The following is a 25020-nucleotide window of genomic DNA, read 5'->3' on the forward strand; positions in this document are numbered from 1 at the left end:
GAGTTAATCCTCGATAACAAGAAGATCAAGAAGGCGGCGAAGCTGTTTTCGGCTTTTAAGCTGGAATACCGGCACGTTGGGACCATAAAGCGCGAAATTCTGCTCGAAGATCGGGGCGTGGCGGCGTTCGAAATTCCAGATATAGCGCAGGAAATCGAGATCCAGTCTTTCGGGGCACCCTTCAGCCATTTCAGGACGCGCCTTGCCATACCCCTTGGCAATCCGAGTGATGGCGCCCCAAAGGCAAAGCCAGCGCGGCATGCGCACCCAAAGGACGATGTCGGATCTCGGCAGACGCATGTCGAAAGACGATGGATTGCTGCCGTCCATCAGCCACCGGTCTTTGGTGACGATGGCGGCGATCCTCTGCCGCTGTTCTTGGCGCGGGCGTGCCTGCCAGCCGGGCAACCAGAAAATATCGCGATCCATGGAAATGTATTCAAATCTAAAGCGTCTTACGAGCTTCCGGGAAAGCGTCGATTTTCCGCCTCCGGAGCAACCAACGACCGAAATACGCTGCGCAGATGCGATAATCGCAGCCGCGTCCTCCACGTTTTCAAGATAGTTCGGCATCGAATAAACCTCGTCTTCGCCACCATGCCATTTTTAAATAGCGCGGCTATTACTCTGCGGCGGCATGGCCGCGGCGTCCGATGTTACGGAAATTTAACTATTGCAACCCCCTCGCAGGGATTGCTATTTATTTGCGACTAATATTACACCCATGGGATGCAACGGCGCTGGAACCTCCCATTTTCACCGCGCTTATTCATCCCTGGGTTCACACCCACATAACCCGCTTTGAGCCACTGAGTGAGCCGATGGACGATTTTTCCAACATCATCAACCTTCTCGAATCCGCCAAGCAACTTGCATCGATGAACGAAATGCCGATGCTTGCCTATCTCATCGACGTTGCGAAATGCGAGGCGAGAGAGAACAAGCCGGTTTTGCGCAAGCGCAAACGCGGCGAATCGACCGCCAAGGAAGAATGTTAGACGCCGGCTCGATAAAGCCGGCTGGCCCAATCTTCAAGACGATGTCATAATCAGGACTGAAACCGGCCGCTTTTCGAGGCGGCCGTTTCTTTGCACGATGGAAATGACAATCTCATGATCGCCGCATCCGCCGATATCAGAACCTATACGCAGGAAAGACCGAAGGAACGGCACGGCTTCGTGCAGATCGTTCTTCCGGTCTCGGGATGTCTGCGGATCGATGTAGCAGGGCTACAGGACGAATTGTCCACCGGGCGCGCGGTCTTCATTCATCCCAACACATCGCACACACAGGAAGCGACGACGATCAACCGGTCGCTGGTGGTCGATATCGACGAAACTGCTGTTCCCGAACGGGTGCTGGAGAGATTTGTCCACAAGCCGTTTCTCGATATCGCACGGGATACACGGCAGCTGATCGCTTACATGCGCGGCGTCATCGGATCGGATGGGCCGCGTGAGGATATTGCCAACCTCTGGGCACCGCTCCTGATCGACAGCCTTGCGACTGAAAAGACCGATATCCGCCACCGCCTGCATGCGCTGGGCGAGATCGTCAGAGCGGAGCCATTTTTCCCCTGGACCATCGAGACGCTCGCATCCTGCGCCGCGATCAGCGATAGCCGCCTGCATGCGCTGTTTCTGGAAGAGTTTAGCCTCCCTCCTCACCGCTGGCTTGCAGAGCTGCGCATGGACAAGGTCTGCGCATTGCTGCGCCACTCCACATTGCCGATTGCGGAAATTGCCTTGCGGGCCGGCTTCTCCGACCAGACGGCACTGACGCGCGCCATGCGCAACGCGATGGGCAAAACGCCTGCCGCTTATCGCCGGGCCTTCGGAATTCACTGAAAGCACAGCACCTCTTCTCTCAGGAGTTTTTGTCAAGACAGCCGTACGTGGCTGTGGCACATCGCGGGCAATCGTGAATGCGGATGTGACATGACATGAACAAGACAAGCCTCGGTGTTATCTACGGCATGATGGCGGGCGCTCTCTGGGGTGCGATCTTTCTCGCCCCGAAACTCGTACCGGATTTTTCCGCCCTGCAACTGTCAACGGCCCGTTACCTGACATACGGGCTGATTTCGCTCATCATCATCGGACCGCGCCTGAAACGGGTATCGGCCCATTTCGGCGCGCGCGAATGGATCGCGCTCGGCTGGCTGAGCATGATCGGCAACATCGCCTATTATGTCTTCATATCAACGGCGGTGAAACTGAGCGGCGTTGCCTTCACGTCCATCATCATCGGATTCCTGCCGGTTGCCGTCACCATCATCGGCACGCGCGATCATGGCGCGGTATCGCTCAAGCGTCTGTGGCCGTCGCTCGCCTTTGGCGCAATCGGCATTATCGGCATATCCTGGCAGTCGCTGACGGAAAGCGATGCGGGGCTGGATGTATCCCGCCTGATCGGGCTGGCCTGTGCGCTTGGCGCGCTCGCCTCATGGACGGCCTTTGCGGTTGGCAATGCCCGCTGGCTGTCACGCCTTCACGATGTCAGCGCCGACGACTGGAACATGATGACGGGTGTGGTGACCGGAGGGCTGGCGCTGGCGCTCGCCATACCGGCCTTTGCTTTCGGCGGGGAAAGCCATAGCTCCGAGGACTGGCTGCATTTTGCGGCCATCGCCGCCGGTCTCGGTTTCACCGCATCCATTCTCGGAAATGCTCTCTGGAACCGCATGAGCCGCCTGCTGCCGCTCACCATGGTTGGACAGATGATCCTGTTCGAGACGCTCTTTGCCTTGCTCTATGGTTTCCTCTGGGAAGGTCGTGGGCCAACAATCGTGGAAGTCCTGGCGATTTGCTCAGTCGTGCTGAGCGTCATCCTGTGCATGCGCGCGCATCGGCCGGAGAAGGTTGTGGCATGACTTCAGGTGAAAGCAGCAACGTCATCCTCGGGACAAGCCCAAGGATGACGCGTGAGAGAAATTGCCCGCCCCGCCCACTTACTCCGCAGCGGCCAGAAGCTTCTTCTCGCGGGCTGCGCGCAGGCGTGCAAAATCGTCGCCCGCATGGTGGGAAGAACGCGTCAGCGGGCTGGAGGAGACCATCAGGAAGCCCTTGGTATAGGCGACCGTCTCATAGGACTTGAATTCCTCCGGCGTGACATACGCCTCAACCTTGTGGTGCTTGCGTGTCGGCTGCAGATACTGGCCAATCGTAAGGAAGTCTACGTCAGCACTGCGCAGATCGTCCATCAGCTGCAGCACTTCGTTGCGCTCTTCGCCAAGGCCGACCATGATGCCTGATTTGGTGAACATGGTGGGGTCCAGTTCCTTGACGCGCTGCAACAGGCGCACGGAATGGAAATAACGCGCACCGGGGCGAACCGTGAGGTAATTGCCGGGAACGGTTTCCATATTGTGGTTGAAAACATCGGGCTTCGCCGCGACGACACGCTCCAGCGCGCCGGGCTTTTTCAGGAAGTCCGGGGTCAGAATTTCGATGGTGGTGTTGGGAGACGCAGCGCGGATCGCCCAGATCACCTTTTCGAAGTGCTCCGCGCCGCCATCGGCAAGATCGTCGCGGTCGACCGAGGTAATGACGACGTGGCTGAGGCCCATCTGCTTGACGGCCTTGGCGACGTTTTCCGGCTCGTCCATGTCAAGCGCATTGGGCTTGCCGGTCGCGACGTTGCAGAAGGCGCAGGCGCGGGTGCAGATCTCACCCATGATCATGAAGGTCGCGTGTTTCTTGTCCCAGCATTCGCCGATATTTGGACAGCCGGCTTCCTCGCACACCGTCACCAGCTTGTGACTGCGCACCAGTTCGCGCGTTTCGTGGTAGCCCTTGGATGTCGGCGCCTTGACGCGGATCCATTCCGGCTTGCGCATGACTTCGGTATCGGGCCGATGGGCCTTCTCCGGGTGGCGGATACGCTTTTCTTCGGACGAAGTCCTGTCGAGAATAGTGACCATAAGAAACCTGTTTCTATCGCTTGCCGCGATCATCACATTTATTGACGCGATGCTTTAGAACAATTCCAGAAAAAGCGTAAGCCCCTTCCGGGCACGAAGCCTAGTCAGCGCCGTACCAGCTTAGCCATGAACAACAACAGGCTGGCGCCGATGAAGGACGTTACGAAATAACCGAGCCTGCTGTCCTGCACGAAAACGTCGAAGGTTCTCAGCACCGCAACGGCAACCACCGAACCGACGATGCCGAGAACGATATTCATGAAGATGCCGAAACGCATATCCATGAGTTTGCCGGCGAGCCAGCCGGCAAGACCGCCGATGATGATTGCCGCAATCCAGCCGATATTTTCCATTCCCGCGCTCCCTTATAGAACCAGCGTTGAGACATATGGGACACCCGGCACGGTTAGACAATGCCGGGCATCACGGGGCACTCATGCGTTCAGCACACGTCCGTAGGCGTCGAGCACGCTTTCCTTCATCGACTCGGAAATGGTCGGATGCGGGAAGATCGTGTGCATCAGTTCCTCTTCGGTGGTCTCGAGGTTCATGGCGACCACGAAGCCCTGAATGAGTTCGGTGACTTCCGCACCAACCATGTGCGCGCCGATCAACTCGCCTGTCTTCTTGTCGAAGATGGTCTTGACCATGCCCTGATCTTCACCGAGTGCCACGGCCTTGCCGTTGGCCGCAAAGGAGAAGCGGCCGACGCGAATATCGCGGCCCAGTTCCTTCGCCTTGGCTTCGGTGAGACCAACAGAGGCGACCTGTGGGTTGCAATAGGTGCAGCCGGGGATCTTGAGCTTGTCCATCGGGTGAACATTCGGCAGACCGGCGATCTTTTCAACGCAGATCACGGCCTCATGCTCGGCCTTGTGGGCGAGCAGCGGCGGGCCGGCGACATCGCCGATGGCGTAGACGCCAGGCACGTTGGTCTTGCCGTAACCGTCGATGACGATGAAGCCGCGATCGGTCTTCACGCCGACGGCCTCAAGGCCGATGCCTTCGATGTTGGCGACGACGCCGACAGCCGAAATCATCCGGTCAGCGGTGATCTTCTCGGACGAACCGTCCTTCTTCTCGAGCGTCGCAGTAACCGAATTAGCAGCCTTCTCGACCTTGGCAACCTTGGTTTCCAGATGGAACTTGATGCCCTGCTTCTCCAGCTGCTTCTTGGCGAAGGCAGATATCTCCGCATCTTCGACCGGCATCACCTGGCTCATGATTTCAACGACGGTAACGTCGACACCCATGGTGCGGTAGAAGCTGGCGAATTCGATGCCGATGGCGCCGGAACCCATGACGAGCAGCGACTTCGGCAGTTCTTCCGGCTTCATCGCCTCGAAATAGGTCCAGATCAGCTTGCCATCCGGTTCGATGCCTGGAAGCGAGCGCGGGCGGGCGCCTGTGGCGACGATGATGTGCTTGGCGGTATAGGTGCCCTCGCCCAGCGTGTTCTTCGGAACCGGGCCCATCGGTTCGACGGGCTTCTTCTGGGTCTTGGAAACTACGATTTCACCGGGCTTGGTGATCTTGGCCTCGCCCCAGATGATATCGACCTTGTTCTTCTTGAACAGGAAACCGACGCCGTTGTTCATGCGGTGCGCGATGCCGCGCGAACGATCAACGATCGCCTTGACATCAGGCTTGATCGAGCCTTCGAGCGTCAGGCCGTAATCCTTGGCGTGCTGAGCCGTATGCAAGACATCGGCAGTGCGCAGCAGCGCCTTGGTGGGAATGCAGCCCCAGTTGGAGCAGATGCCTGCAAGGTGCTCGCGCTCGACCACGGCAACCTTCATGCCGAGCTGGGCTGCGCGAATCGCGGCAATATAACCGCCCGGTCCCGAACCGATGATGATGACGTCATAAGATTGAGCCATAGGTATCCTGCCTTGTCCTATCGGGTCACGGCATGCCGTTCCGAAACGAGAATTGTTGTCAAAGTCCGAGCATCATGCGAACGACGGGCTCCAGCCCGCGCCCGATGGCCCGCGTGTTTTCAGCATCGAGATGAACGCCGTCTACGGGCGTCGTGCGGGCAACTGACCCCGCATCGAAAAATCCGCAATCGAGATCGTCGGCCAAATCCCGGTAGACCGGCGCGAGCATCGCCGATTCATCGATCGCATCGCGAAAGATAGCGCCCATCACGGGGTTGGCCGTTTCGCACAGTTGCGGCGGCGCGACGATCAGAACATCCGGCGCTTCCCAGTCCGGCACCTGCCAGACATGGTTGCGCACCAGTTTGACCAGCCGCTCCACACCCTTCACCGCGACGATGGCCGAGCCATGAATCGACGGTTTCAAGTCGTTGGTGCCGAGCATGATGATGACCAGATCAAGCGGCGCGTGGCTGTGCAGAAGCGTCGGCAAGAGCCTTGCGCCGTTGCGATCGCAATCAGCGGTATGATCATCATAGGCGGTGGTTCGTCCACCCAGCCCTTCGTGAATCACCTTCACATCAGGCCCGAGCGCCTTTTGCAAGACGCTCGGCCAAAGATCGTCATGGCTGTGCCGGCCACCCGTTTCCGCATCTGATCCCCATGTCAGGGAATCGCCAAAGCAGAGGACCGACTTCACCATCTCACTCTCCGATCAAACCAGCATGCCCATCGGGTTTTCGATGTAGCGCTTGAAGGCGCCGATCAGTTCGGCTCCGAGCGCGCCATCGACGCAACGGTGGTCGGTAGAGAGCGTAACCGTCATGACATTGGCGATCTTGATCTCGCCGTTCTTCACGACAGCGCGCTCTTCACCCGCGCCGACTGCCAGAATGGTGGCGTGCGGCGGGTTGATGACGGCGGAGAAGCTCTTGACGCCCATCATGCCCATGTTGGACACGGCCGTCGTGCCGCCCTGATACTCCTCGGGCTTCAGCTTGCGCTCCTTGGCGCGCTTGCCGTAGTCCTTCATCTCGTTGGAGATGGTGGAGAGCGACTTCTCTTCCGCCTTGCGGATGATCGGCGTGATCAGGCCACCCGGAATGGAAACGGCAACGCCGACATCCGAATGCTTGTGCTTGACCATGTTGCTTTCCGTCCAGGAGACGTTGGCATCAGGCACATCGCGCAGCGCGAGAGCCAGCGCCTTGATGACCATGTCGTTTACCGAAAGCTTGTAGGCGGGCTTGCCGTCCTTTTCGGGAGCGGCGGCGTTGAGCTGGGCGCGCAGCGCCAGAAGCGTATCCAGTTCGCAATCCACGGAAACGTAGAAATGCGGAACGGTCTGCTTGGATTCGACCAGACGCTTGGCGATGACCTTGCGCATGCCGTCATGCGGCACCAGTTCGTAAGAACCGGGTTCGAACAGCTTGAGAACAGCTTCTTCGGACGGGCCCTTGGCAAGTGCGGCAGCCGGTGCGCCTGCGGATGCTGCGGCGGCAGGAGCTGCCTTCGCACCACCAGAAGCGGCGGCCTTTTCTACGTCTGTCTTGACGATACGGCCATGCGGGCCTGAACCGGACACGGCCGTGAGGTCGAGACCGGCTTCCTTTGCGAGACGACGGGCAAGCGGCGAAGCGAAGATGCGCTCGCCGGATTTTGCAACCGGCGCCGGGGTGGAAGGTGCGGAGGCCTGGTCGGCAGCTGGCTTTTCAGCCTTGGCCGTGGCGGCTTCTTCCTTTGGCGCTTCAGCCTTCGCAGCTTCCTGCTTCGGAGCCTCGGCTTTGGCCTGGGACGCGGCAGGAGCAGCATTGCCGCCCTTTGCTGCCTCAGCCACATCCTCGCCATCGGCGGCGAGGATAGCGATCAGGGCGTTGACCTTGACCGCTTCCGTGCCTGCGGGAACCACGAGCTTGGCGACCGTGCCCTCATCGACGGCTTCCACTTCCATGGTTGCCTTGTCGGTCTCGATCTCGGCGATCACGTCACCGGGTGCGACCTTGTCGCCTTCCTTGACCAGCCACTTGGCCAGATTGCCCTCTTCCATGGTGGGAGAAAGGGCAGGCATGGTGATGTTTATCGGCATCGAAACGCCTCCCCTTACTTGTAGCAGACGGTTTTGACAGCCTGAACGACTTCATCGACGTTCGGCAAAGCCAGCTTTTCGAGGTTTGCCGCGTAAGGCATCGGAACGTCTTTGCCGGCAATCGTCAGGATCGGCGCATCGAGATAATCGAAAGCGGCACGCATGACCTGGTTGGCGATGAAGTCACCAACCGATGACTGCGGGAAGCCTTCCTCGACGGTGACCAGACGACCGGTCTTCTTGACCGATTCGATGACGGTGGGCAGATCCATCGGACGGATGGTGCGAAGGTCGATCAGTTCGACGTCGATGCCGAGCTTTTCGAGTTCCGCAACAGCCTTGATTGCGTAGGTCATGCCGATGCCGAAGGAAACGATCGTCGCATCCTTGCCCTTGCGGTGAATGCGCGCCTTGCCGATCGGCAGCACGAAATCGTCGAGCTTCGGCACTTCGAAGCTCTGGCCGTAGAGAATTTCATTCTCAAGGAAGATGACCGGGTTCGGGTCACGGATGGCTGCCTTCAGGAGACCCTTGGCGTCCGCTGCCGTGTAGGGCATGACGACCTTGAGGCCCGGAATATGGCTGTACCATGCGGCGTAACATTGCGAGTGCTGAGCGCCAACGCGGGCAGCAGCACCCGAGGGGCCACGGAACACCATCGGCGCACCCATCTGGCCGCCCGACATGTAAAGCGTCTTCGCAGCCGAGTTGACGATCTGGTCGATCGCCTGCATGGCGAAGTTGAAGGTCATGAATTCGACGATGGGCCGCAGGCCCGTCATTGCCGCACCGACGCCGATACCGGCAAAACCGTGCTCGGTGATCGGGGTGTCGATAACGCGGCGCTCGCCGAATTCCTGCAACAGGCCTTGGGTAATCTTGTAGGCGCCCTGATATTCGGCGACTTCCTCACCCATGACGAAGACTTTTTCGTCGGCGCGCATTTCTTCGGCCATGGCGTCGCGCAGCGCTTCACGCACCGTCGTCATCACCATTTCGGTGCCTTCAGGAATATCCGGATCGGCAGCGACTTCGATCTTAGGTGCTGCCGGAACCTTTGCGGCTTCCTTGGCAGCGCTCGGCTCCTCGGATGCTTCGCGGGTCTTGCCGCCTGCGGCATCCGAATCGGAATTTGCAGCTTCAGCCTTCGGCTCTTCCTTCTTGGCGGAAGAAGAGATCTCGGCAGCGCTTTCGCCTTCCTGGATGAGAACGGCGATCGGCGTGTTGACCTTGACGCCTTCGGTGCCGGCGTCGATCAGCAGCTTGCCGATAACACCTTCATCCACAGCTTCCACTTCCATGGTCGCCTTGTCGGTCTCGATCTCGGCAATCACGTCGCCGGAAGTGACCTTGTCGCCTTCCTTTTTAAGCCATTTGGAAAGCGTGCCTTCCTCCATGGTCGGGGAAAGGGCGGGCATAAGAATTTCTACTGGCATGGGTTTCCCTTTCCCGATCAGAGCAGAATGTCGGTGTAGAGCTCGGATACATCCGGCTCTGGGTCGTTCTGGGCGAAGTCTGCGCTATCGGCGACGATATCACGGACATCCTTGTCGATGGCCTTGAGTTCGTCTTCGCTTGCCCAGCCCTGCTCCAGAAGCCGTGCCTTGACCTGCTCAATCGGGTCATGTTCGGAGCGCATCTTCTGCACTTCGTCTTTCGAACGGTATTTCGCCGGGTCGGACATGGAGTGACCACGGTAACGGTAGGTCAGCATTTCCAGAATGATCGGACCCTTGCCGGAGCGGCAATGTTCCAGCGCCTGATCGGCGGCTGCCTTTACGGCGCGCACATCCATGCCATCCACCTGGATGCCGGGAATGCCGAAGGACTGGCCGCGCAGCGAATAGTTCGACTGTGCGGTGGCGCGGGCGGTCGAGGTGCCCATGGCGTAACGGTTGTTTTCAACGATATAGATGATCGGCAGTTTCCAGAGAGCGGCCATGTTGAAGCTCTCGTAGACCTGACCCTGGTTGGCGGCGCCGTCACCGAAATAGGTCACGGAGACATTGTCGTTGCCGCGATATTTATTGGCGAAGGCAAGACCGGTTCCGAGCGAAACCTGCGCACCGACGATGCCGTGGCCGCCGTAGAAATGTTTCTCCTTGGAGAACATGTGCATCGAGCCGCCCTTGCCCTTCGACAGGCCGCCCTTGCGACCGGTCAATTCGGCCATGACGCCACGCGCGCTCATGCCCAGAGCCAACATATGGCCGTGGTCACGGTAAGCGGTGATGACCTGATCGCCTTCCTTCTGAGACATCTGCATGCCGACAACAACGGCTTCCTGACCGATGTAGAGGTGACAGAAACCACCGATGAAGCCCATGCCGTAAAGCTGACCGGCCTTTTCCTCGAAGCGACGGATGAGAAGCATCTCACGATAGGCGTGAAGCTCTTCTTCCTTCGAAAAGTCCGGGCTGTTCTTACCGGTGAATTCGCCTGCAGCCTTTGCCGTTGTCTTTCGGCCGGATACGGACGCGGTTTTTCGCGGCGCCATTCATCCCTCCCTGAGTTGTCGTTTGAATGGATAGATTGGCGCGTACCATATGCAAGAAAATGCCATGCAGCAATGCTTTAAACGCATGGCACATATTCATGCTAAAGTGCTGTGAATAAATCACAAATCATTAATTAACTTGATTTCGGTTAATTAGAAGTAGGTATTCATGATGACAATTTCGTCCGTACGGGACATATTCAACTGATAACGGGAAATCTCGTCAATCATGTCACGTTCGAGAGAACCGTCGCTCAATAATTCGACCTGCCGCTCCAGCGCAACGCGCGCCTGCGTCAGCTTGGCAAGCTCTGCCGTTCTGGCAATACGCTGCCGCTCCAGCCGCTCCGTCGCCTGAAGGCCGAAGTCGCCGTGGATGGAATGATACCCGAAATAGGAAAGAAAAGCGATCGTAATGGCCGGAACGATCAAACGGCCGAATCGTCTCTTTTTATGATGTCTGGTCCACATGCCGGAGAGAAGCCTTAAAACGCATAATGTGAGTCTCGAGACTAATGCGGATTGTTTAACTATCCGTTGACCTTAAATTCCGGGCGACTGATAGACGCAAAAAAGCCCGCCAGAGGCGGGCTAATAATGACGACGATATCAGAGAGAGTTCGTTATGCCGAGCGTGATCCGGCATCAAGCCACAGCGCGTCTTCGCCGTGAAAAGAGTCCTTTCAACCCAGGGACCTGGGCTGACTGAACCCCGGATCAACTCGGGAGTGAGCAGTGCGGATAAACCGCCCATCCCTGAGACTGGCCCGCCAGGCGGCGGGCCATATCGCGAAACCCGAACGCGGATTATCCGCGCAGGATCGAACGGCCGGCGTAAGCAGCCTGCGGGCCCAGCATTTCTTCAATGCGGATAAGCTGGTTGTACTTTGCGAGCCGGTCGGAACGGGCAAGCGAGCCGGTCTTGATCTGACCGCAGTTGGTTGCGACCGCGAGATCGGCGATGGTGGAATCTTCCGTTTCGCCCGAACGGTGCGACATGACGGCGGTGTAACCTGCCTTGTGCGCCGTTTCGACTGCGTCCAGCGTCTCGGAAAGCGAACCGATCTGGTTGACCTTGACGAGGATGGAGTTGGCGACACCCATCTTGATACCGTCGCGAAGGCGGGCGGAGTTGGTGACGAAAAGATCGTCGCCCACCAGCTGGCACTTGTTGCCAATGAGATCGGTCAGCGCCTTCCAGCCATCCCAGTCGTCTTCAGCCATGCCGTCTTCAACGGAGATGATTGGATATTTCGCGACGAGTTCGGCCAGGTATTCGGCCTGCTCGATCGGCGAACGGGTCTTGCCTTCGCCTTCATAAACGTAATTGCCGTTCTTGAAGAATTCGGTCGCCGCACAGTCGAGACCGATGAACATGTCGTCGCCTGGACGGTAGCCAGCCTTTTCGATCGACTTCATGATGAAATCGAGTGCTGCCGGCGCGCTTTCGAGACCCGGTGCAAAACCGCCCTCATCGCCGACATTGGTGTTGTGGCCCTGTGCGGACAGTTCTTTTTTCAGCGTATGGAAGACTTCGGAGCCCATGCGCACGGCTTCGCGAATGTTTTCTGCACCGACCGGCAGGATCATGAATTCCTGGAAGTCGATGGGGTTATCGGCATGCGCGCCGCCGTTGATGATGTTCATCATCGGAACCGGCAGCAGATGCGCGTTCGGGCCGCCGACATAACGGTAAAGCGGCAGGCCGGAGGCTTCAGCGGCAGCCTTCGCAACGGCGAGCGACACGCCGAGGATGGCGTTGGCGCCGATGCGCGACTTGTTCGGCGTGCCGTCGAGCGCGATCATCATCTGATCGATCTGGATCTGGTTTTCAGCGTCGAAACCGCCAATCGCGTCGAAGATTTCTGTATTGACGGCTTCGACCGCCTTTTCCACGCCCTTGCCGAGATAACGCTTGCCGCCATCGCGCAGCTCAACCGCCTCATGCGCGCCGGTGGAGGCGCCGGAGGGAACGGCGGCACGGCCCATGGAGCCGTCTTCGAGATAAACGTCGACTTCAACGGTCGGATTGCCGCGGCTGTCGAGAATTTCGCGCGCGATGATATCGGTAATGGCAGTCATGGTCTCTCCCTTGGGAATGGAACAGATATTTTCCGTCGCCTGTCTTAGACGATGGCGAAGAAATTACAATGACGGTGGGCAGCGGAAACGGCCCGCCCGCCATTAAAATCGATTGGCACAAAAGTGCCCGCCGTCACGGTCAGCCGATCAGGCTTTCGTAATCGCGTCGAAAGCCAGAAGCTTTTCGAGCAGTTTCGGCATGTCCTTCAGGTGGACCATGTTAGGGCCGTCTGACGGCGCATTGTCCGGATCCTCATGCGTCTCGATGAAGAGGCCGGCCACGCCAACCGCAACGGCCGCACGCGCCAACGTCTCGACGAATTCGCGCTGGCCACCTGTGGAGCCGCCCTGCCCGCCCGGTTGCTGCACCGAATGGGTGGCATCGAACACGACAGGTGCGCCGAGCGCTGCCATGATCGGCAAAGAGCGCATGTCGGAAACCAGCGTGTTGTAACCGAAGGACGCACCGCGCTCGCACAACATCACATTCGGATTGCCGCTCTCATTGAGCTTGGCAAGCACGTTCTTCATGTCCCAGGGCGCCAGAAACTGGCCTTTCTTGACGTTGATGACGCGGCCGGTTTTGGCGGCAGCAACGAGAAGATCGGTCTGGCGGCTGAGGAACGCCGGAATCTGCAGCACGTCCACTACCTCGGAAACGATGGCGCATTGCTCTTCCGTGTGGATGTCGGTCAGAAGAGGAAAACCGAATTCCTTTTTGAGATCGGCAAAAACCTGCATCGCGTTATCCAGGCCGATGCCGCGTTTTCCGGAAAGCGAAGTGCGGTTCGCCTTGTCGAAAGAAGACTTGTAGACAAGCCCTACTCCCAGCTTGTCGCAAAGCTCCTTCAGGACGCCAGCGATCATGAAGGCATGTTCGCGGCTTTCCATCTGGCAGGGACCGGCAATCAGCGAAAACCGCTCGGTATTCGAGAAGGAAACCTTGCTGGCGCCGTCGCCGGCAGTGACTTTAAGATTGTTCGTAACGCTCATCATTTTTCCTCGAAGGCGAAGGCAACACCCTGACCGGGTGCTGCGGGCACCACCAGACGGCCGTCCGCTTTTGCGCAGGACACGCCATTAGCAGCAAGCACCGCCTCTGTCACGGCAAGATCGTGTGACGAAAAGACGATGCCCGCGCCGCGCAATCCGCATTCGTTGCCATCCTGAGCATTCAGGGTCTGCCCGCCGAAAGGCGGTTTTCCGGTCAATCTGATGCTGGCATTGCCGGTCGCGAAAACCATATCACCGCCCGGAGACCTTTTGCCTTCACAGCCAAACACTGTCTCGATCAGGCCCGCCACCTTCATATTGCCGCCGGAAAACAGGACGATTTCACTCAGGCCGGTGACACCATTGGCGTGGCGCTCCAGCATGGTGCGATCGCCCGGAAGGGCTTGAAGCCGTTGACAACTGAACAAAAAGAAATCCGCGGCCGCCCCGCTTGCAGCAAAAGCCAGCCGGAACGCCGCCTCGCCTTGCGAGCCATCCGGCATACGAACAGGCCGCGAAAACTCGAACACATCGCCCGCCGAAAGGCCGGCTGCCCGAAACCGCTCATGGTCAACCAAGGCGTCTTCAGTCCTGGCGACAAGAGCCGAAAAACCCTCCTGCCCGTCCCGTTGCCGGAAGGCCACATCCCTGCCGGTGAACACATCACCCCTCTCTATTGACGCATTATATTTAGCCGAATCAGCAATTGCGAGCGGCTCCAGATAGGTGCCATCGGCGAAAAATACGCAGGCATTTTGGGTGCCGAAAGGATGCAGAGCCTCCGGCGCAACCGTAAAGCCAAGACTGACGAGGCGCTTCACGGCGACGCCTATGACTTCCACGGGCAAAACGAGATGGTCAACGCTATAGGGTTTCGTCATGAAAATGTATCCTGCTGGCCTTCCGCCCGGAGCATGTCGGGACGGTTTTGACCGCACAAAAGCACAATTGCGTGCTATGAGGCAAATCATCACAGCAACAGATGGCACCTTCACGAAATTTTAGGGGATTGCAGAACACATATGGAACATATAGTGTTCGTTCTGTATTTGTTTCGCGACTTCCACTACGATTCTAAAGGGTGTTTTCCTCATGCTCACGCGCAAACAGCAGGAATTGCTTCTCTTCATTCATGAACGAATGAAAGAGTCCGGCGTGCCGCCCTCCTTCGATGAAATGAAGGACGCACTCGATCTTGCTTCGAAATCCGGCATCCACCGCCTGATAACCGCTCTCGAAGAGCGCGGGTTCATTCGTCGGCTACCAAATAGAGCTCGGGCGCTGGAAGTCATCAAGCTGCCCGAGGCTTATACGCCGGGTGCAAGGCCGCAGCGCGGCTTTTCGCCAAGCGTTATCGAAGGCAGCCTTGGCAAGCCCAAAACGCCGGAACCGGCCCCTGCCCCCAAGACGCCGGCCAACGATCTGGGCGGGGCTGTCACCGTGCCGGTCATGGGCCGCATCGCTGCGGGCGTGCCAATTTCCGCCATCCAGAACAACACCCATGATGTGGCAGTGCCAGTAGACATGCTTGGCACGGGCGAACATTACGCGCTTGAGGTCAAGGGTGATTCGATGATCGAGGCCGGCATTTTCGACGGCGACACAGTCATCATCCGCAACGGCAACACCGCCAATCCCGGGGACATCGTTGTGGCTCTGGTGGATGACGAGGAAGCCACGCTGAAGCGCTTCCGCCGCAAGGGAGCCTCCATTGCGCTCGAGGCGGCAAACCCAGCCTATGAGACCCGTATCTTCGGGCCCGACCGGGTTAAAATTCAGGGCAAACTGGTGGGGCTGATCCGCCGCTACCATTGATCTTATCGAACCGAACGTATTCACTTTATAATAGGCGTCATCGTGAAGATGGCGCCTATATTGGGTTTGGCTTTTTCCAAACGTGGCGGGCTTTTGCGGGTGCACGAGGATATGCGCCATCCAGCCTATGCGCGTTGCCCTTTCTAAACTGAGTTCCTGCTCCATAAAGATGCTTCGGTTTCGCTACAGGCGTGGTGGCGAATGGGCTGCTCGCTGTAATTGTCGAAGCGATCCCATCCGCTGTTTTTTAGCGACGTTGTTCTGTCGTGTTGCACAGTCAGTTTTAGTCGTCACCAAAGGGTGACTTATCGCAAGGCGCGCTCTCAGCGGCCCCACATCACCATTCATCAACGGCGTTTATGGGAGCCATGGATAATTTTCGATATTCCGTGAACGCTTGGCAGGTGTAGAAATACGCGTCATATCCGGGAGATACGCCATGTACGATCTTTATATAGCCAACAAGAACTATTCTTCATGGTCGCTGCGGCCGTGGGTATTGATGCGCACGCTCGGTATCGCCTTCGATGAAAAGCTCATTCCGTTCGGCGAAGGCGTCTCTTTCTCCTCCTTTTCGCCGACGGGCAAGGTGCCCTGCCTGGTCGACGAGGGTATGACGGTTTGGGAAACGCTTTCGATCGTCGAATATCTTGCCGAAAGACACCAGGGTGTCTGGGCAAGCGACAAGCATGCGAGGGCCTGGTCGCGTTCGGCCGCAAGTGAGATGCATGCCGGCTTTTCCTCGCTGCGCAATCTCTATCCCATGTCGGTGGGCATTCGGGTCAAACCCAGGGGCGGCGATGCCGGACTTAAGGCCGATATAAAGCGGATCGATGCGTTGTGGAGCGAGGGTCTTACAAAATTCGGCGGGCCATATCTTGCCGGTCAAAAGTTCACGGCGGTCGATGCTTTCTTCTGCCCGGTTGCATTCCGTTTCCAGACCTATGGCAGCGCGGATCTTTCGCCAGCAGCGAAAGCCTATTGCGACCTGCTGCTCGCCCTGCCTGCCATGCAAGAATGGTACGAGGCCGGTTTGAAGGAGAGCTGGCGCGACGCTGGTCATGAAGAGGAAGTTGGCGGGATCGGCGAATTGACTGAAGATTTGCGCGCCAAGGCCCGATGATCCATGCTGGCGGCAGTCATTGCGACGCCGCCAGCAGCCGGATGATGGGCTGCGGCAGATCACGGTCGAAACGTCCGCTTTTCCAGTCGTAATAACGGTGCTGGCTCCAGGGCCTGTCCGTTCCGGCGATTGCGGCGCGCAGCCCGCTCACCACACCCTCCTCCCTCTTGTCAGCAAAATCTATTTCCACAGAACCGAGACGCCGCAAGATGTCACGGCTGAGCAGGAGTGCACCCGAGCGGCACTGCGAAAAAGAGGTTCTGCGGGAAACAACGACGATATCGGCAATATCGCAGGCTTTTCCGGCGAAGCGGCCATCTTTCAGAACGACGACCCACTCTCCGCTTGCGGCGCTCGCTACGCACCATATGTCTTTCCTGCAGGTGAAGACGCCAGCTTTGGCGCCTTTGAGCGCCGCCGTCATCTCGCGTACCACCACAGCCATGTCTTCCGGCGACAGTTTCGATCTCGAGTCAGAACCAGCATTATTTGCCATGCTCTCACCATTTATAAAATCTGGCGGCACGGTTTTTTCCGGCAGCAGCAGCGCCCTTTGCCACTGTCCGTAAACGAAGCCCTGCGGACGGGCTTTTGTGGTTGAGACCTTGCCGTCCTCCAGGAGTGCTACCAAGTCGCCGTCCTCGTGAATCAATAGATCCGGCAGATCACGATAGGCCGTAACTGCCGACACGCCGAAGGCGAAGAGCAGAAACGGGATGCCAAGAAGCGCAAGCTTGCTTCGCAGCAATGTCAGCAGCAGGAAACCCACCGAAGCCAAACCGATAAACCATCCATGCGGACGCCCCGTCGCTGCGCTGCCGCCCCAGGAGGCCACCTCGTTTGCAACCTCGATGACGAGTGCCATGCCATAACCCATGATCTTCAGGAACGGCGCATCGAGCCCGAAGGGCAGCAGCAGCATGGCGATAAGAGCGAATGGCATGACGATCAGTGACATGAGCGGCATTGCAGCCAGATTGGCGAACAGTCCATAGGTGGTGACACGGTGAAAATGTTCGGCCGAATAGATCGCCGTCGAAAGGCCCCCGATCAACGACGTCGTGATAACGCCGCCAATGACCGCGCCCATCATTTCCGCCACCTTCAGCCATGCGGGCTTGCGCCCGATGAACAGCCGTTCGCGGTCCGTGCGCCAACGGCTCCAGAAGGCATAGGCGGAAACAAGCGCTATGGTGGCCGCAAATGACATCTGAAAACTGGGACCCATGATTTCCGAGGGCGAGAAAGCCAGAATGATCAGGGCGGAAATGGCAACGTTTCTGAGGCTGAGTGATGGCTGATCGAAAAGGACCGCAATCAGCATCACAGACATCATCAGCCAGGCGCGCTCGGCGGAAACGGCGAAACCGGAAATCAGATAATAGGCGAGCGTCATCAGCAGTGCCGCGAAAGCCGCGATCTTCTTGACCGGCCAGCGCTGCGCAAAGGCGGGAAACAGGCTGAAAGCCAGTCTCAAGCCAACAAAGAATATGCCGGAGGCCAGTGCCATGTTGAGCCCGGATATGGCAACGATATGGGCAAGGCCGGAGAGCCGCAACGCCTCCATCGTCTCCGCCGATATAGCCTGTCTCTCATCGGTGATGATGGAGGCGGCGAAGGCTCCGGCATCACCGCCGATGGTGGTGCGGATGCGTTCGGCAATTGCGCTGCGAAGGCCGTAAAGCCGCATATCGGCCCATTCCAACCAACCCTTGTCAGGCCTTGCGTCACCAACGGGTGATACAAGCGCATCCGGTGATTTATAAAAGAAACCGGTCGCGCCTATGCCTTTGAAATAGGACGTGAAGGCGAAGTCGTTCAGTCCCGGCAAGGCCGGGCCGGATGGCGGCGAGAGGCGGACCTTGCCGCGAAGGGTTGCGCCGAGTGCGATCGGCTCGCCTCCGCCACGCGAAAGCACCGATATCCTCTGCGGCGGACGCGACAATGTCGGGTCCGCTGTTGCGGTCAGATCGACGACATATCGCCAGTAGCCGCGTGCATCGACCTCCCGGCGCGCCACGGTGCCGGTGATGGTGGTGGTGACGGGGGTATCCAGCACCACGGTCCCTGCCCGTCGGGTTTCTAAATCGGCCAGAAGCATGCCGAGCAATAGAAAAGCGAAAGGGCCGCAAACCGCCGCCGCAATGCCAGCTTTATATCTCACAAAGAGCGCCAGAACGGCGACAAAAAGAAATGTGGCAATCAAAATGACCGGGGAAGGCGTGGCATCTAGAGAAAACCAAAATACCGCGCCGCAGCCGATGGAAACGGGAATGAAAAGAAAATCGTGGCCGAATGCGCGCTCCTCGGCCAGGCACGTGGCGATTTTTTCGGCCAAGGTAGTGTTGCGGTTAATCTCGGGAATAATGGCGGGAGTGTCATATGTTGTCGCATCACTGCTTCGGCGGAGAGGAAACAGAATTTCCCGTGTGCCGGGCAAGTCTCCCTGCATCGTTTTAGCATATTCGAAATGCTGTTTTTCCCCTTGACCGAGCAATCCCCACCGCCCCTTGCCGCACCAAAAACAGGTTTGCAGACCAGCGCTGGGGATTGCAATCCTTTACTTTAACGATGCGTTGACCGAGATTGAATTGCTGCTGCCGGGAAAGCCTGAAGCAACGCGATTGCGTTTGCCGCAATGCACAATTTGACCTTTGGATAGCTTGGCATCCGCGCAAGGATCATATAGCTAATCGGTAGACGCTTAACCGCGGGGCGTATCTCAACGCCCCCACCCGCATGTTTTCGGAGGATCAGTATGACGGAAAAAAGCGCTACAGTGACACTTGGCGAAAAACAGGTCGAACTCCCGGTCAGGGAAGGCACGATTGGACCAAGCGTCGTCGATATCGCCACGCTGTACAAGCACACGGGCTCCTTCACCTACGACCCCGGCTTCACCTCGACAGCCTCCTGCGAATCCAAGATCACCTATATCGATGGTGACGAAGGCGTTCTTCTGCACCGCGGCTTCCCGATCGAGCAGCTTGCCGAACAGGGCGACTTCCTGGAAACCTGCTATCTGCTGCTTTACGGCGAATTGCCGACGGCTGCGCAGAAGAAGGACTTCGACACCCGCGTCACGCGCCACACCATGGTGCACGAGCAGATGAGCCGCTTTTTCACCGGCTACCGTCGCGACGCACATCCGATGGCTGTCATGTGCGGCACGGTCGGCGCGCTCTCGGCCTTCTATCACGACTCGACGGACATTACGGATCCGCACCAGCGCATGGTCGCTTCGCTGCGGATGATCGCGAAAATGCCGACGATCGCCGCCATGGCCTACAAGTACCATATCGGCCAGCCCTTCGTTTACCCGAAGAACGACCTCGATTACGCTTCCAACTTCCTGCACATGTGCTTTGCCGTGCCTTGCGAAGAGTACAAGGTCGATCCGGTTCTGGCTCGCGCCATGGACCGCATCTTCATCCTGCATGCGGATCACGAGCAGAACGCTTCCACCTCCACGGTGCGTCTTGCCGGTTCGTCGGGTGCAAACCCGTTCGCCTGTATTGCAGCGGGCATCGCCTGCCTCTGGGGTCCGGCACATGGCGGCGCCAACGAAGCGGCGCTCAACATGCTCAACGAAATCGGCACGGTTGACCGCATTCCGGAATATATTGCACGCGCCAAGGACAAGAACGATCCGTTCCGCCTGATGGGCTTTGGCCACCGCGTGTACAAAAACTACGACCCGCGCGCCAAGATCATGCAGAAGACGATGTACGAAGTGCTGGAAGCCACCGGCAACTCCGACGATCCGATCATGCAGGTCGCGCTCGAACTCGAAAAGATCGCTCTTTCCGATCCTTATTTCGTCGAGAAGAAGCTGTACCCGAACGTCGACTTCTATTCGGGTATCACGCTGAAGGCGCTTGGCTTCCCCACGACCATGTTTACCGTGCTGTTCGCACTGGCCCGCACCGTCGGCTGGATCGCGCAGTGGAACGAAATGATCGAGGATCCGCAGCAGCGCATCGGCCGTCCGCGCCAGCTCTACACGGGCGCCGGCAAGCGTGACTACGTTCCGGTTTCCAAGCGTTAAGCCGGGAAACCAACCAACATAAAAAAGCCGGCGGGTTTTATCCGCCGGCTTTTTTGTTGGATATGATCATCGATAAGAATAGCGAAACCTGCCCTGCCGACCCCAGGAAGCAGACAGGATCGCTGCCGGTTCAGCCTTGTTACTTGCGGCTGTTCAGCACATCGAGAAGGATAAGGGCACCGGTTTCGCCAGGAGGCACTTCGGTATGCAAACGCTCCTGCACCAGAGCATAGCCGTCCAGCATCGCCCGCCGTTCGGTGGTGTCGGATGAGAGCCGCTCGGCCCAACGCAACATCGACCCTGCCCGTACCACCTCGTTGAAATATTCCGGCACCACGACATAGTCGGCAATCAGGTTCGGAAGCGCACCTGTCCAGGTTTTCACCCGCTTGCTCAGCATCGTGAAAATCCAGTCGGTCTTGTAGACCGATATGGTTGGTACGCCGACGAGCGCGAGTTCGAGAATAACGGTGCCGGACGCGGCAATCGCCGCATCGGCGCGCGCAAATGCATTCCACTTGAAGGCGGGATCGATGCCTATTTCGGGCCTGATATCCTGAGGCCATGTTGCCGCCAGTTCGCGGATGCGGTTTTCCTGGCGCGGCACTGTCGGCAGCAGAAACTTCGTCGGGCCGTTGCGCTCGACATATGCTTTTGCCGCTTCTTGAAACGGCTCCATCAACCGGGTCGTTTCGGTGGAACGTGACCCCGGCAGGAGCAGAATGGTTTTCGGTTCGCCGTTGGCAGGCAGGGGCCGCTCAGCCCGCCTCTGCCGCACGGAGAGCACGTCTTGATCGACGCTGAGGCGATGGCCGACAAAGGTTGTCGGTGGGCCGCCGAGACGCCGCATCGCCTCCGGCTCGAATGGAAGCAGGGCCAGAACGTGATCGACATAGGACAACATCGCAGTGGCGCGATATTCCTTCCACGCCCAGACGCTGGGGCAGACATAATTGACGACCGGCAGATGCGGCAATTGTTTGCGGACTTTTTTTGCAACACGATGGGTGAAATCCGGGCTGTCGATGATCAGCAGAATATCCGGCTTGGCGACAATGATTGCCTGCGCGGTCTGGTTGATCCGCGAAATCAGCTTCGGCAGCTTCTTCAGAACCTGCGTAAAGCCCATGATGGAGAGTTCTGAATAATCGAACAGCGAAACCAGCCCCTGCGCCTCCAGAGCCTCACCGCCGACGCCCATCAACTCGACAGAACCCGAGTAATGGCCTTTCAGGGACCGGATGAGATCGGCACCCAGAAGATCGCCCGATACCTCGCCGGCTATAACCGCCACCTTCAACGTTGCCGTCATCCCACCATGTCTCCGCCCATCATGTCTTCACCGAGTGACGTATCGATACCGCAGACGAATATGCCGGCCTGATCTGCCGCCTTCAACATCTCATCGCGATCAAGTACCAGCGCGCGCCCGGCTTCAACGGCGATCCCCGCCAGCCCGGCCTTATGCGCGTTCTCCACCGTTTCCACGCCGATAGTCGGCAGGTCAGCGCGGATATCCTGCTGCGGCTTGCAGAGCTTCACCAAAACACCCTTGCGACGGGTCGAGATGCGGCCCTCAGCGCGCAATGCCGCGACACGCGCCAGCATCGCGTCTGTGCCCTCGACGCCCTCCAGTGCAACGATACGGCCGCCAACGGCGACTGCACCCTGCCCGACATCAAGCGTGCCGAGTGCCAGTGCGGCTTGCGCGGCCTTGCGTATGTCGCGCAGATCGTCTTCAGCAGGTTTATGCGCACCGAAAGGGCCGGTCGTAGCAAGCAGACCGGGTGCGATCTCGTGGGCGCCAATGACTTTTGCCCCAAGCGTGCCGATGACCTTGATGACCATCTGCAAAACGGCGTCATCGCCGCTCGACAGCAGGGTGCGGACGATGGATGGCAGTTTCAGCAATATGCCGATCGTGGGGCGGATTTCCCGCCATTCAGGGCGTCGCGCCACGGCGCCGGAAAGCACGACGCGGTCCACCTGGTTTTCGCGCAGCAGGCGACCAAGCCCGGCGACATCGCCGACGCTAATCACCGCATTGTCGAAACCGCTCCAGTCAAACTGGGAATCATCACGCAGCTGTACAATGAAGGGGTTCTCCCCCATCTCGCGCGCAGCCGCCGCGACATGCAGCGGCAGCTGGCCGCTGCCGGCCACGATGGCGAGACGCCCGCCGCCTGTCACGGCTCACTTGCCCCGGTTTGGCGAAGAAAGCGCGCGGTCGCTGTCCGCACCGATGAAATCGAGGATTTCGATGACCTGGGGGCAATCGAGATATTCTGCGCGGTCAATCGCAGCCGCATTGCTGCGGATGGCGCCTTCGCCTTCGAATATCTGCTTGAAGACGCGCCTGACCTTGTGAATATCCGCGCGGTCTATACCGGAACGCGTCATGCCAACGACATTCAGCCCGCCGAGAATGCCGGGATTACCGTTCAGCATGCCATAGGGAATGACGTCATAATTGACCGCCGACAACCCGCCGATAAAGGCCTGACGACCGATTCGGGTGAACTGATGCACGGCACAGCCGCCGCCCAGGATGGCGCGGTCCTCGATGGTGACATGTCCCGCGAGCATCACATTGTTCGACAGGATGATATGGCTGCCGAGGCGACAATCATGCGCCACATGCGAATTGGCGAGGAACAGGTTGTCATCGCCGACAATCGTCTTGCCGCTGCCATCGGAGCTGCCCGCATTCATCGTAACGCCTTCGCGCATGATGCAGCGCGCACCGATCTCGAGCGTCGTTTCCGAGCCATCGTGGCGAATTGCCTGCGGTGTACCGCCAATAACGGCCATTGGATGGATGACCGAACCACGGCCAATGACGGTGAGACCGGAGACGACGGCATGATTGTGCAGCGTGACCTCGTCTTGCAGCGTGACTTTCGCGCCGACATAGCTCAGAGCACCGATGACGACATTTTCACCGATAACCGCGCCGTCTTCGACAACGGCGGTCGGGTGAATTTTTGCCGAAGCCGCGATAGTGCTCATTGCTGGTCCTCGGGGATCATCATCGCGCCGACGTCAGCTTCCGCCACCAGCGCGCCTTCGACCTTGGCCTCGCAATGAAATTTGAAGACATTGCCCCGCTGGCGCTGCTTGACCACGTGAATTTCCAGACGATCGCCGGGAACGACGGGTCTGCGGAAGCGCGCGTTGTCGATTGTCATGAAATAGACGAGATAACCGCCCTCACCCTGGCTGCGGGCGCAGATCGCACCTGCCGTCTGGGCCATGGCCTCGACGATCAAAACACCCGGCATGATCGGGCGATCCGGGAAATGACCGGTGAAATGCGGTTCGTTGACCGTCACGTTCTTGATGCCAATCGCCGAATTATTACCATCGATCTCGATGATCTTGTCGATGAGCAAGAACGGGTAACGATGCGGCAAAAGCTTCATGACTTCCAGAATGTCAGCCGCGGCGAGCGTCGTTTTGGTTTCTTCAGCCATCGTTTTTTTCTCCTGTTTTTTTATCACGCCCTTCAGCGCGCGCCAGAATATCGGCCATGTCGCGCAGGAAATACTTCATCGGACGCGCTGGCGTCCCACCATAACGGGCGCCGGCCGGAACGTCGGCGACAACACCGCTCATCGCCGCAATCTGCACGCCGTCACCAATAGTGATATGGCCGTTGATGCCCGCCGCGCCGCCGATCATCACACCATCGCCGATGCGGGTGCTGCCCGCAATGCCGACCTTGCTGACGATGCCGCAATGGCGGCCGATGCGGACGTTGTGGCCGATCTGAACCTGATTGTCGATCTTGGTACCTTCGCCGATGACCGTATCGTCCATCGTGCCACGGTCGATCGTCGTATTAGCGCCGATCTCAACATTATCCTGAATGATAACCCGGCCGATCTGCACGATCTTCAGCATGCCGCGCGGACCGGGCGCATAACCGAACCCGTCCTGACCGATGCGCGCTCCGTTGTGAATAATCACATTGTTGCCGATGAGAGCGGCAAGAATGCTCGCGCCGCCGGCAATCGTGCAATCACGCCCCACCTGAACATCCGCGCCGATGATGACACCAGGCCCGATCCGCGTACCGGCGCCGATATGGGCACCAGCGCCAATCACGGCGAGCGGCTCGACAATCACGCCAGCTTCCAGCTTTGCAGACGGATCGACATGCGCGGTATGGGAAACTTCAGCTTCCATCACCACAATCGTACCGGGACGCATCGCGGCGGGATGCAACAAGGCACCTACCTGCGCAAAAAGCGTGTGCGGGTTTTTCGATATCAGCGCCGGGATGTGAGACGGCAGCATATCCGCAAGTGCGGCGTCACAAATGACGGCGCCAGCCTCACAGGTCGGCAACTCATCGCGGTTTTTGCGAGAAAGAATATAGCAGAGCTGGTCGGGTTTTGCCCGGTAGACCGGCGCAACGGACCTGATGATCCGTTCTCCCGCCGCCTCATCAGACAGTTCCGCCCCAAAACGGTCTGCGATGTCTTTCAATCGCAGTCCCTCGTGGGGCGGAAAAAACGCGTTGTATTCCATTAGCCGGACACTCCAGAACGTTCAAAGTTGCAGTTCTGGAC

The 25020-nt window shown here is 58.5% G+C and carries 24 protein-coding genes; 6 read left to right on the forward strand and 18 right to left on the reverse strand.

The annotated features are described in order from the left end of the window. Nucleotides 1-3: 3 nt before the first annotated feature. On the reverse strand, nucleotides 4-573 hold the full coding sequence (locus ACQZ45_RS02115; protein ID WP_003512895.1) for a P-loop NTPase family protein: 570 nt from the start codon (nucleotides 571-573) through the stop codon (nucleotides 4-6). A 248-nt stretch (nucleotides 574-821) separates the two neighbouring features. Here ACQZ45_RS02115 and ACQZ45_RS02120 point away from each other — a divergent pair, with 248 nt between their 5' ends. From ACQZ45_RS02120 to ACQZ45_RS02130, 3 genes are all read left to right on the forward strand, one after another. Further along, entirely contained in the window at nucleotides 822-998 is a 177-nt protein-coding gene (locus ACQZ45_RS02120) for a hypothetical protein (RefSeq protein WP_003512893.1), read from the forward strand. A 114-nt stretch (nucleotides 999-1112) separates the two neighbouring features. Next, a complete protein-coding gene (locus tag ACQZ45_RS02125; protein ID WP_003512891.1) occupies nucleotides 1113-1847 on the forward strand; it encodes a helix-turn-helix transcriptional regulator in 735 nt (244 codons plus the stop codon). 95 nt (nucleotides 1848-1942) lie between these two features. Then, complete coding sequence (locus tag ACQZ45_RS02130) at nucleotides 1943-2872, forward strand: DMT family transporter (protein ID WP_003512889.1); 930 nt, start codon at nucleotides 1943-1945, stop codon at nucleotides 2870-2872. Nucleotides 2873-2950: 78 nt separating this feature from the next. On the opposite strand, the gene lipA is transcribed toward ACQZ45_RS02130, so the two are convergent. From lipA to ACQZ45_RS02185, 11 genes are all read right to left on the reverse strand, one after another. Then, nucleotides 2951-3922 carry a lipoyl synthase gene (gene lipA / locus ACQZ45_RS02135; protein ID WP_003512887.1) on the reverse strand — a complete coding sequence of 324 codons (972 nt, stop codon included), beginning with the start codon at nucleotides 3920-3922 and terminating at the stop codon, nucleotides 2951-2953. A 104-nt stretch (nucleotides 3923-4026) separates the two neighbouring features. Beyond that, complete coding sequence (locus ACQZ45_RS02140) at nucleotides 4027-4275, reverse strand: GlsB/YeaQ/YmgE family stress response membrane protein (RefSeq protein ID WP_003512885.1); 249 nt, start codon at nucleotides 4273-4275, stop codon at nucleotides 4027-4029. A gap of 81 nt (nucleotides 4276-4356) precedes the next feature. Beyond that, a complete protein-coding gene (gene lpdA / locus ACQZ45_RS02145) occupies nucleotides 4357-5802 on the reverse strand; it encodes a dihydrolipoyl dehydrogenase (protein ID WP_065657945.1) in 1446 nt (481 codons plus the stop codon). A gap of 58 nt (nucleotides 5803-5860) precedes the next feature. Beyond that, entirely contained in the window at nucleotides 5861-6505 is a 645-nt protein-coding gene (locus tag ACQZ45_RS02150; RefSeq protein WP_113291504.1) for an SGNH/GDSL hydrolase family protein, read from the reverse strand. Between the two features lie 12 nt (nucleotides 6506-6517). Further along, nucleotides 6518-7888 carry a pyruvate dehydrogenase complex dihydrolipoamide acetyltransferase gene (locus tag ACQZ45_RS02155; RefSeq protein ID WP_065688268.1) on the reverse strand — a complete coding sequence of 457 codons (1371 nt, stop codon included), beginning with the start codon at nucleotides 7886-7888 and terminating at the stop codon, nucleotides 6518-6520. A gap of 14 nt (nucleotides 7889-7902) precedes the next feature. After that, nucleotides 7903-9324, reverse strand: coding sequence for a pyruvate dehydrogenase complex E1 component subunit beta (locus tag ACQZ45_RS02160; RefSeq protein ID WP_113291503.1), 1422 nt, complete (start codon nucleotides 9322-9324; stop codon nucleotides 7903-7905). Between the two features lie 17 nt (nucleotides 9325-9341). Next, the gene (gene pdhA, locus ACQZ45_RS02165; RefSeq protein ID WP_003512874.1) at nucleotides 9342-10385 is read right to left on the reverse strand and encodes a pyruvate dehydrogenase (acetyl-transferring) E1 component subunit alpha; all 1044 of its coding nucleotides are present in this window, start codon (nucleotides 10383-10385) and stop codon (nucleotides 9342-9344) included. Between the two features lie 153 nt (nucleotides 10386-10538). Beyond that, nucleotides 10539-10856 carry an FtsB family cell division protein gene (locus ACQZ45_RS02170; RefSeq protein ID WP_003512872.1) on the reverse strand — a complete coding sequence of 106 codons (318 nt, stop codon included), beginning with the start codon at nucleotides 10854-10856 and terminating at the stop codon, nucleotides 10539-10541. A 336-nt stretch (nucleotides 10857-11192) separates the two neighbouring features. Next, the gene (gene eno / locus ACQZ45_RS02175) at nucleotides 11193-12467 is read right to left on the reverse strand and encodes a phosphopyruvate hydratase (protein WP_003512870.1); all 1275 of its coding nucleotides are present in this window, start codon (nucleotides 12465-12467) and stop codon (nucleotides 11193-11195) included. 147 nt (nucleotides 12468-12614) lie between these two features. Next, entirely contained in the window at nucleotides 12615-13460 is an 846-nt protein-coding gene (gene kdsA / locus ACQZ45_RS02180; protein WP_113291501.1) for a 3-deoxy-8-phosphooctulonate synthase, read from the reverse strand. Further along, nucleotides 13460-14341 carry a VOC family protein gene (locus ACQZ45_RS02185; RefSeq protein ID WP_113291500.1) on the reverse strand — a complete coding sequence of 294 codons (882 nt, stop codon included), beginning with the start codon at nucleotides 14339-14341 and terminating at the stop codon, nucleotides 13460-13462. Before ACQZ45_RS02185 ends, kdsA begins: the two co-directional genes overlap by 1 nt. Nucleotides 14342-14552: 211 nt before the next feature. Here ACQZ45_RS02185 and lexA point away from each other — a divergent pair, with 211 nt between their 5' ends. Further along, nucleotides 14553-15275 carry a transcriptional repressor LexA gene (lexA, locus tag ACQZ45_RS02190; RefSeq protein WP_003512859.1) on the forward strand — a complete coding sequence of 241 codons (723 nt, stop codon included), beginning with the start codon at nucleotides 14553-14555 and terminating at the stop codon, nucleotides 15273-15275. 439 nt (nucleotides 15276-15714) lie between these two features. Then, entirely contained in the window at nucleotides 15715-16398 is a 684-nt protein-coding gene (locus ACQZ45_RS02195) for a glutathione S-transferase family protein (protein WP_003512858.1), read from the forward strand. Between the two features lie 16 nt (nucleotides 16399-16414). Here ACQZ45_RS02195 and ACQZ45_RS02200 read toward each other — a convergent pair whose 3' ends face one another. Beyond that, nucleotides 16415-18850: a ComEC/Rec2 family competence protein gene (locus ACQZ45_RS02200; protein WP_035251723.1), complete on the reverse strand. Its 2436-nt coding sequence runs from the start codon at nucleotides 18848-18850 to the stop codon at nucleotides 16415-16417. Nucleotides 18851-19156: 306 nt separating this feature from the next. Between ACQZ45_RS02200 and gltA the strand changes: the two genes are divergently transcribed. Continuing rightward, nucleotides 19157-20446 (forward strand): citrate synthase, encoded by a 1290-nt coding sequence (gltA, locus tag ACQZ45_RS02205; RefSeq protein ID WP_003496202.1) that lies wholly within the window; start codon nucleotides 19157-19159, stop codon nucleotides 20444-20446. Between the two features lie 139 nt (nucleotides 20447-20585). Here gltA and lpxB read toward each other — a convergent pair whose 3' ends face one another. The 5 genes from lpxB to lpxD are packed head-to-tail and all read right to left on the reverse strand — an operon-like array spanning nucleotide 20586 to nucleotide 24979. Beyond that, nucleotides 20586-21758: a lipid-A-disaccharide synthase gene (gene lpxB / locus ACQZ45_RS02210; RefSeq protein WP_038490868.1), complete on the reverse strand. Its 1173-nt coding sequence runs from the start codon at nucleotides 21756-21758 to the stop codon at nucleotides 20586-20588. Further along, nucleotides 21755-22636 carry an LpxI family protein gene (locus ACQZ45_RS02215; RefSeq protein WP_003512855.1) on the reverse strand — a complete coding sequence of 294 codons (882 nt, stop codon included), beginning with the start codon at nucleotides 22634-22636 and terminating at the stop codon, nucleotides 21755-21757. The genes lpxB and ACQZ45_RS02215 overlap by 4 nt, the downstream gene beginning before the upstream one ends. A 3-nt stretch (nucleotides 22637-22639) precedes the next feature. Continuing rightward, nucleotides 22640-23455 carry an acyl-ACP--UDP-N-acetylglucosamine O-acyltransferase gene (gene lpxA / locus ACQZ45_RS02220; protein WP_013636021.1) on the reverse strand — a complete coding sequence of 272 codons (816 nt, stop codon included), beginning with the start codon at nucleotides 23453-23455 and terminating at the stop codon, nucleotides 22640-22642. Further along, nucleotides 23452-23919, reverse strand: a complete 468-nt coding sequence (fabZ, locus tag ACQZ45_RS02225) for a 3-hydroxyacyl-ACP dehydratase FabZ (RefSeq protein WP_111803668.1) — start codon at nucleotides 23917-23919, stop codon at nucleotides 23452-23454. The genes lpxA and fabZ overlap by 4 nt, the downstream gene beginning before the upstream one ends. Then, nucleotides 23912-24979 carry a UDP-3-O-(3-hydroxymyristoyl)glucosamine N-acyltransferase gene (lpxD, locus tag ACQZ45_RS02230; protein WP_003512851.1) on the reverse strand — a complete coding sequence of 356 codons (1068 nt, stop codon included), beginning with the start codon at nucleotides 24977-24979 and terminating at the stop codon, nucleotides 23912-23914. Before lpxD ends, fabZ begins: the two co-directional genes overlap by 8 nt. Nucleotides 24980-25020: the final 41 nt, after the last annotated feature.

The sequence above is a fragment of the Agrobacterium sp. 16-2014-1-2a genome (genome assembly GCF_053522705.1).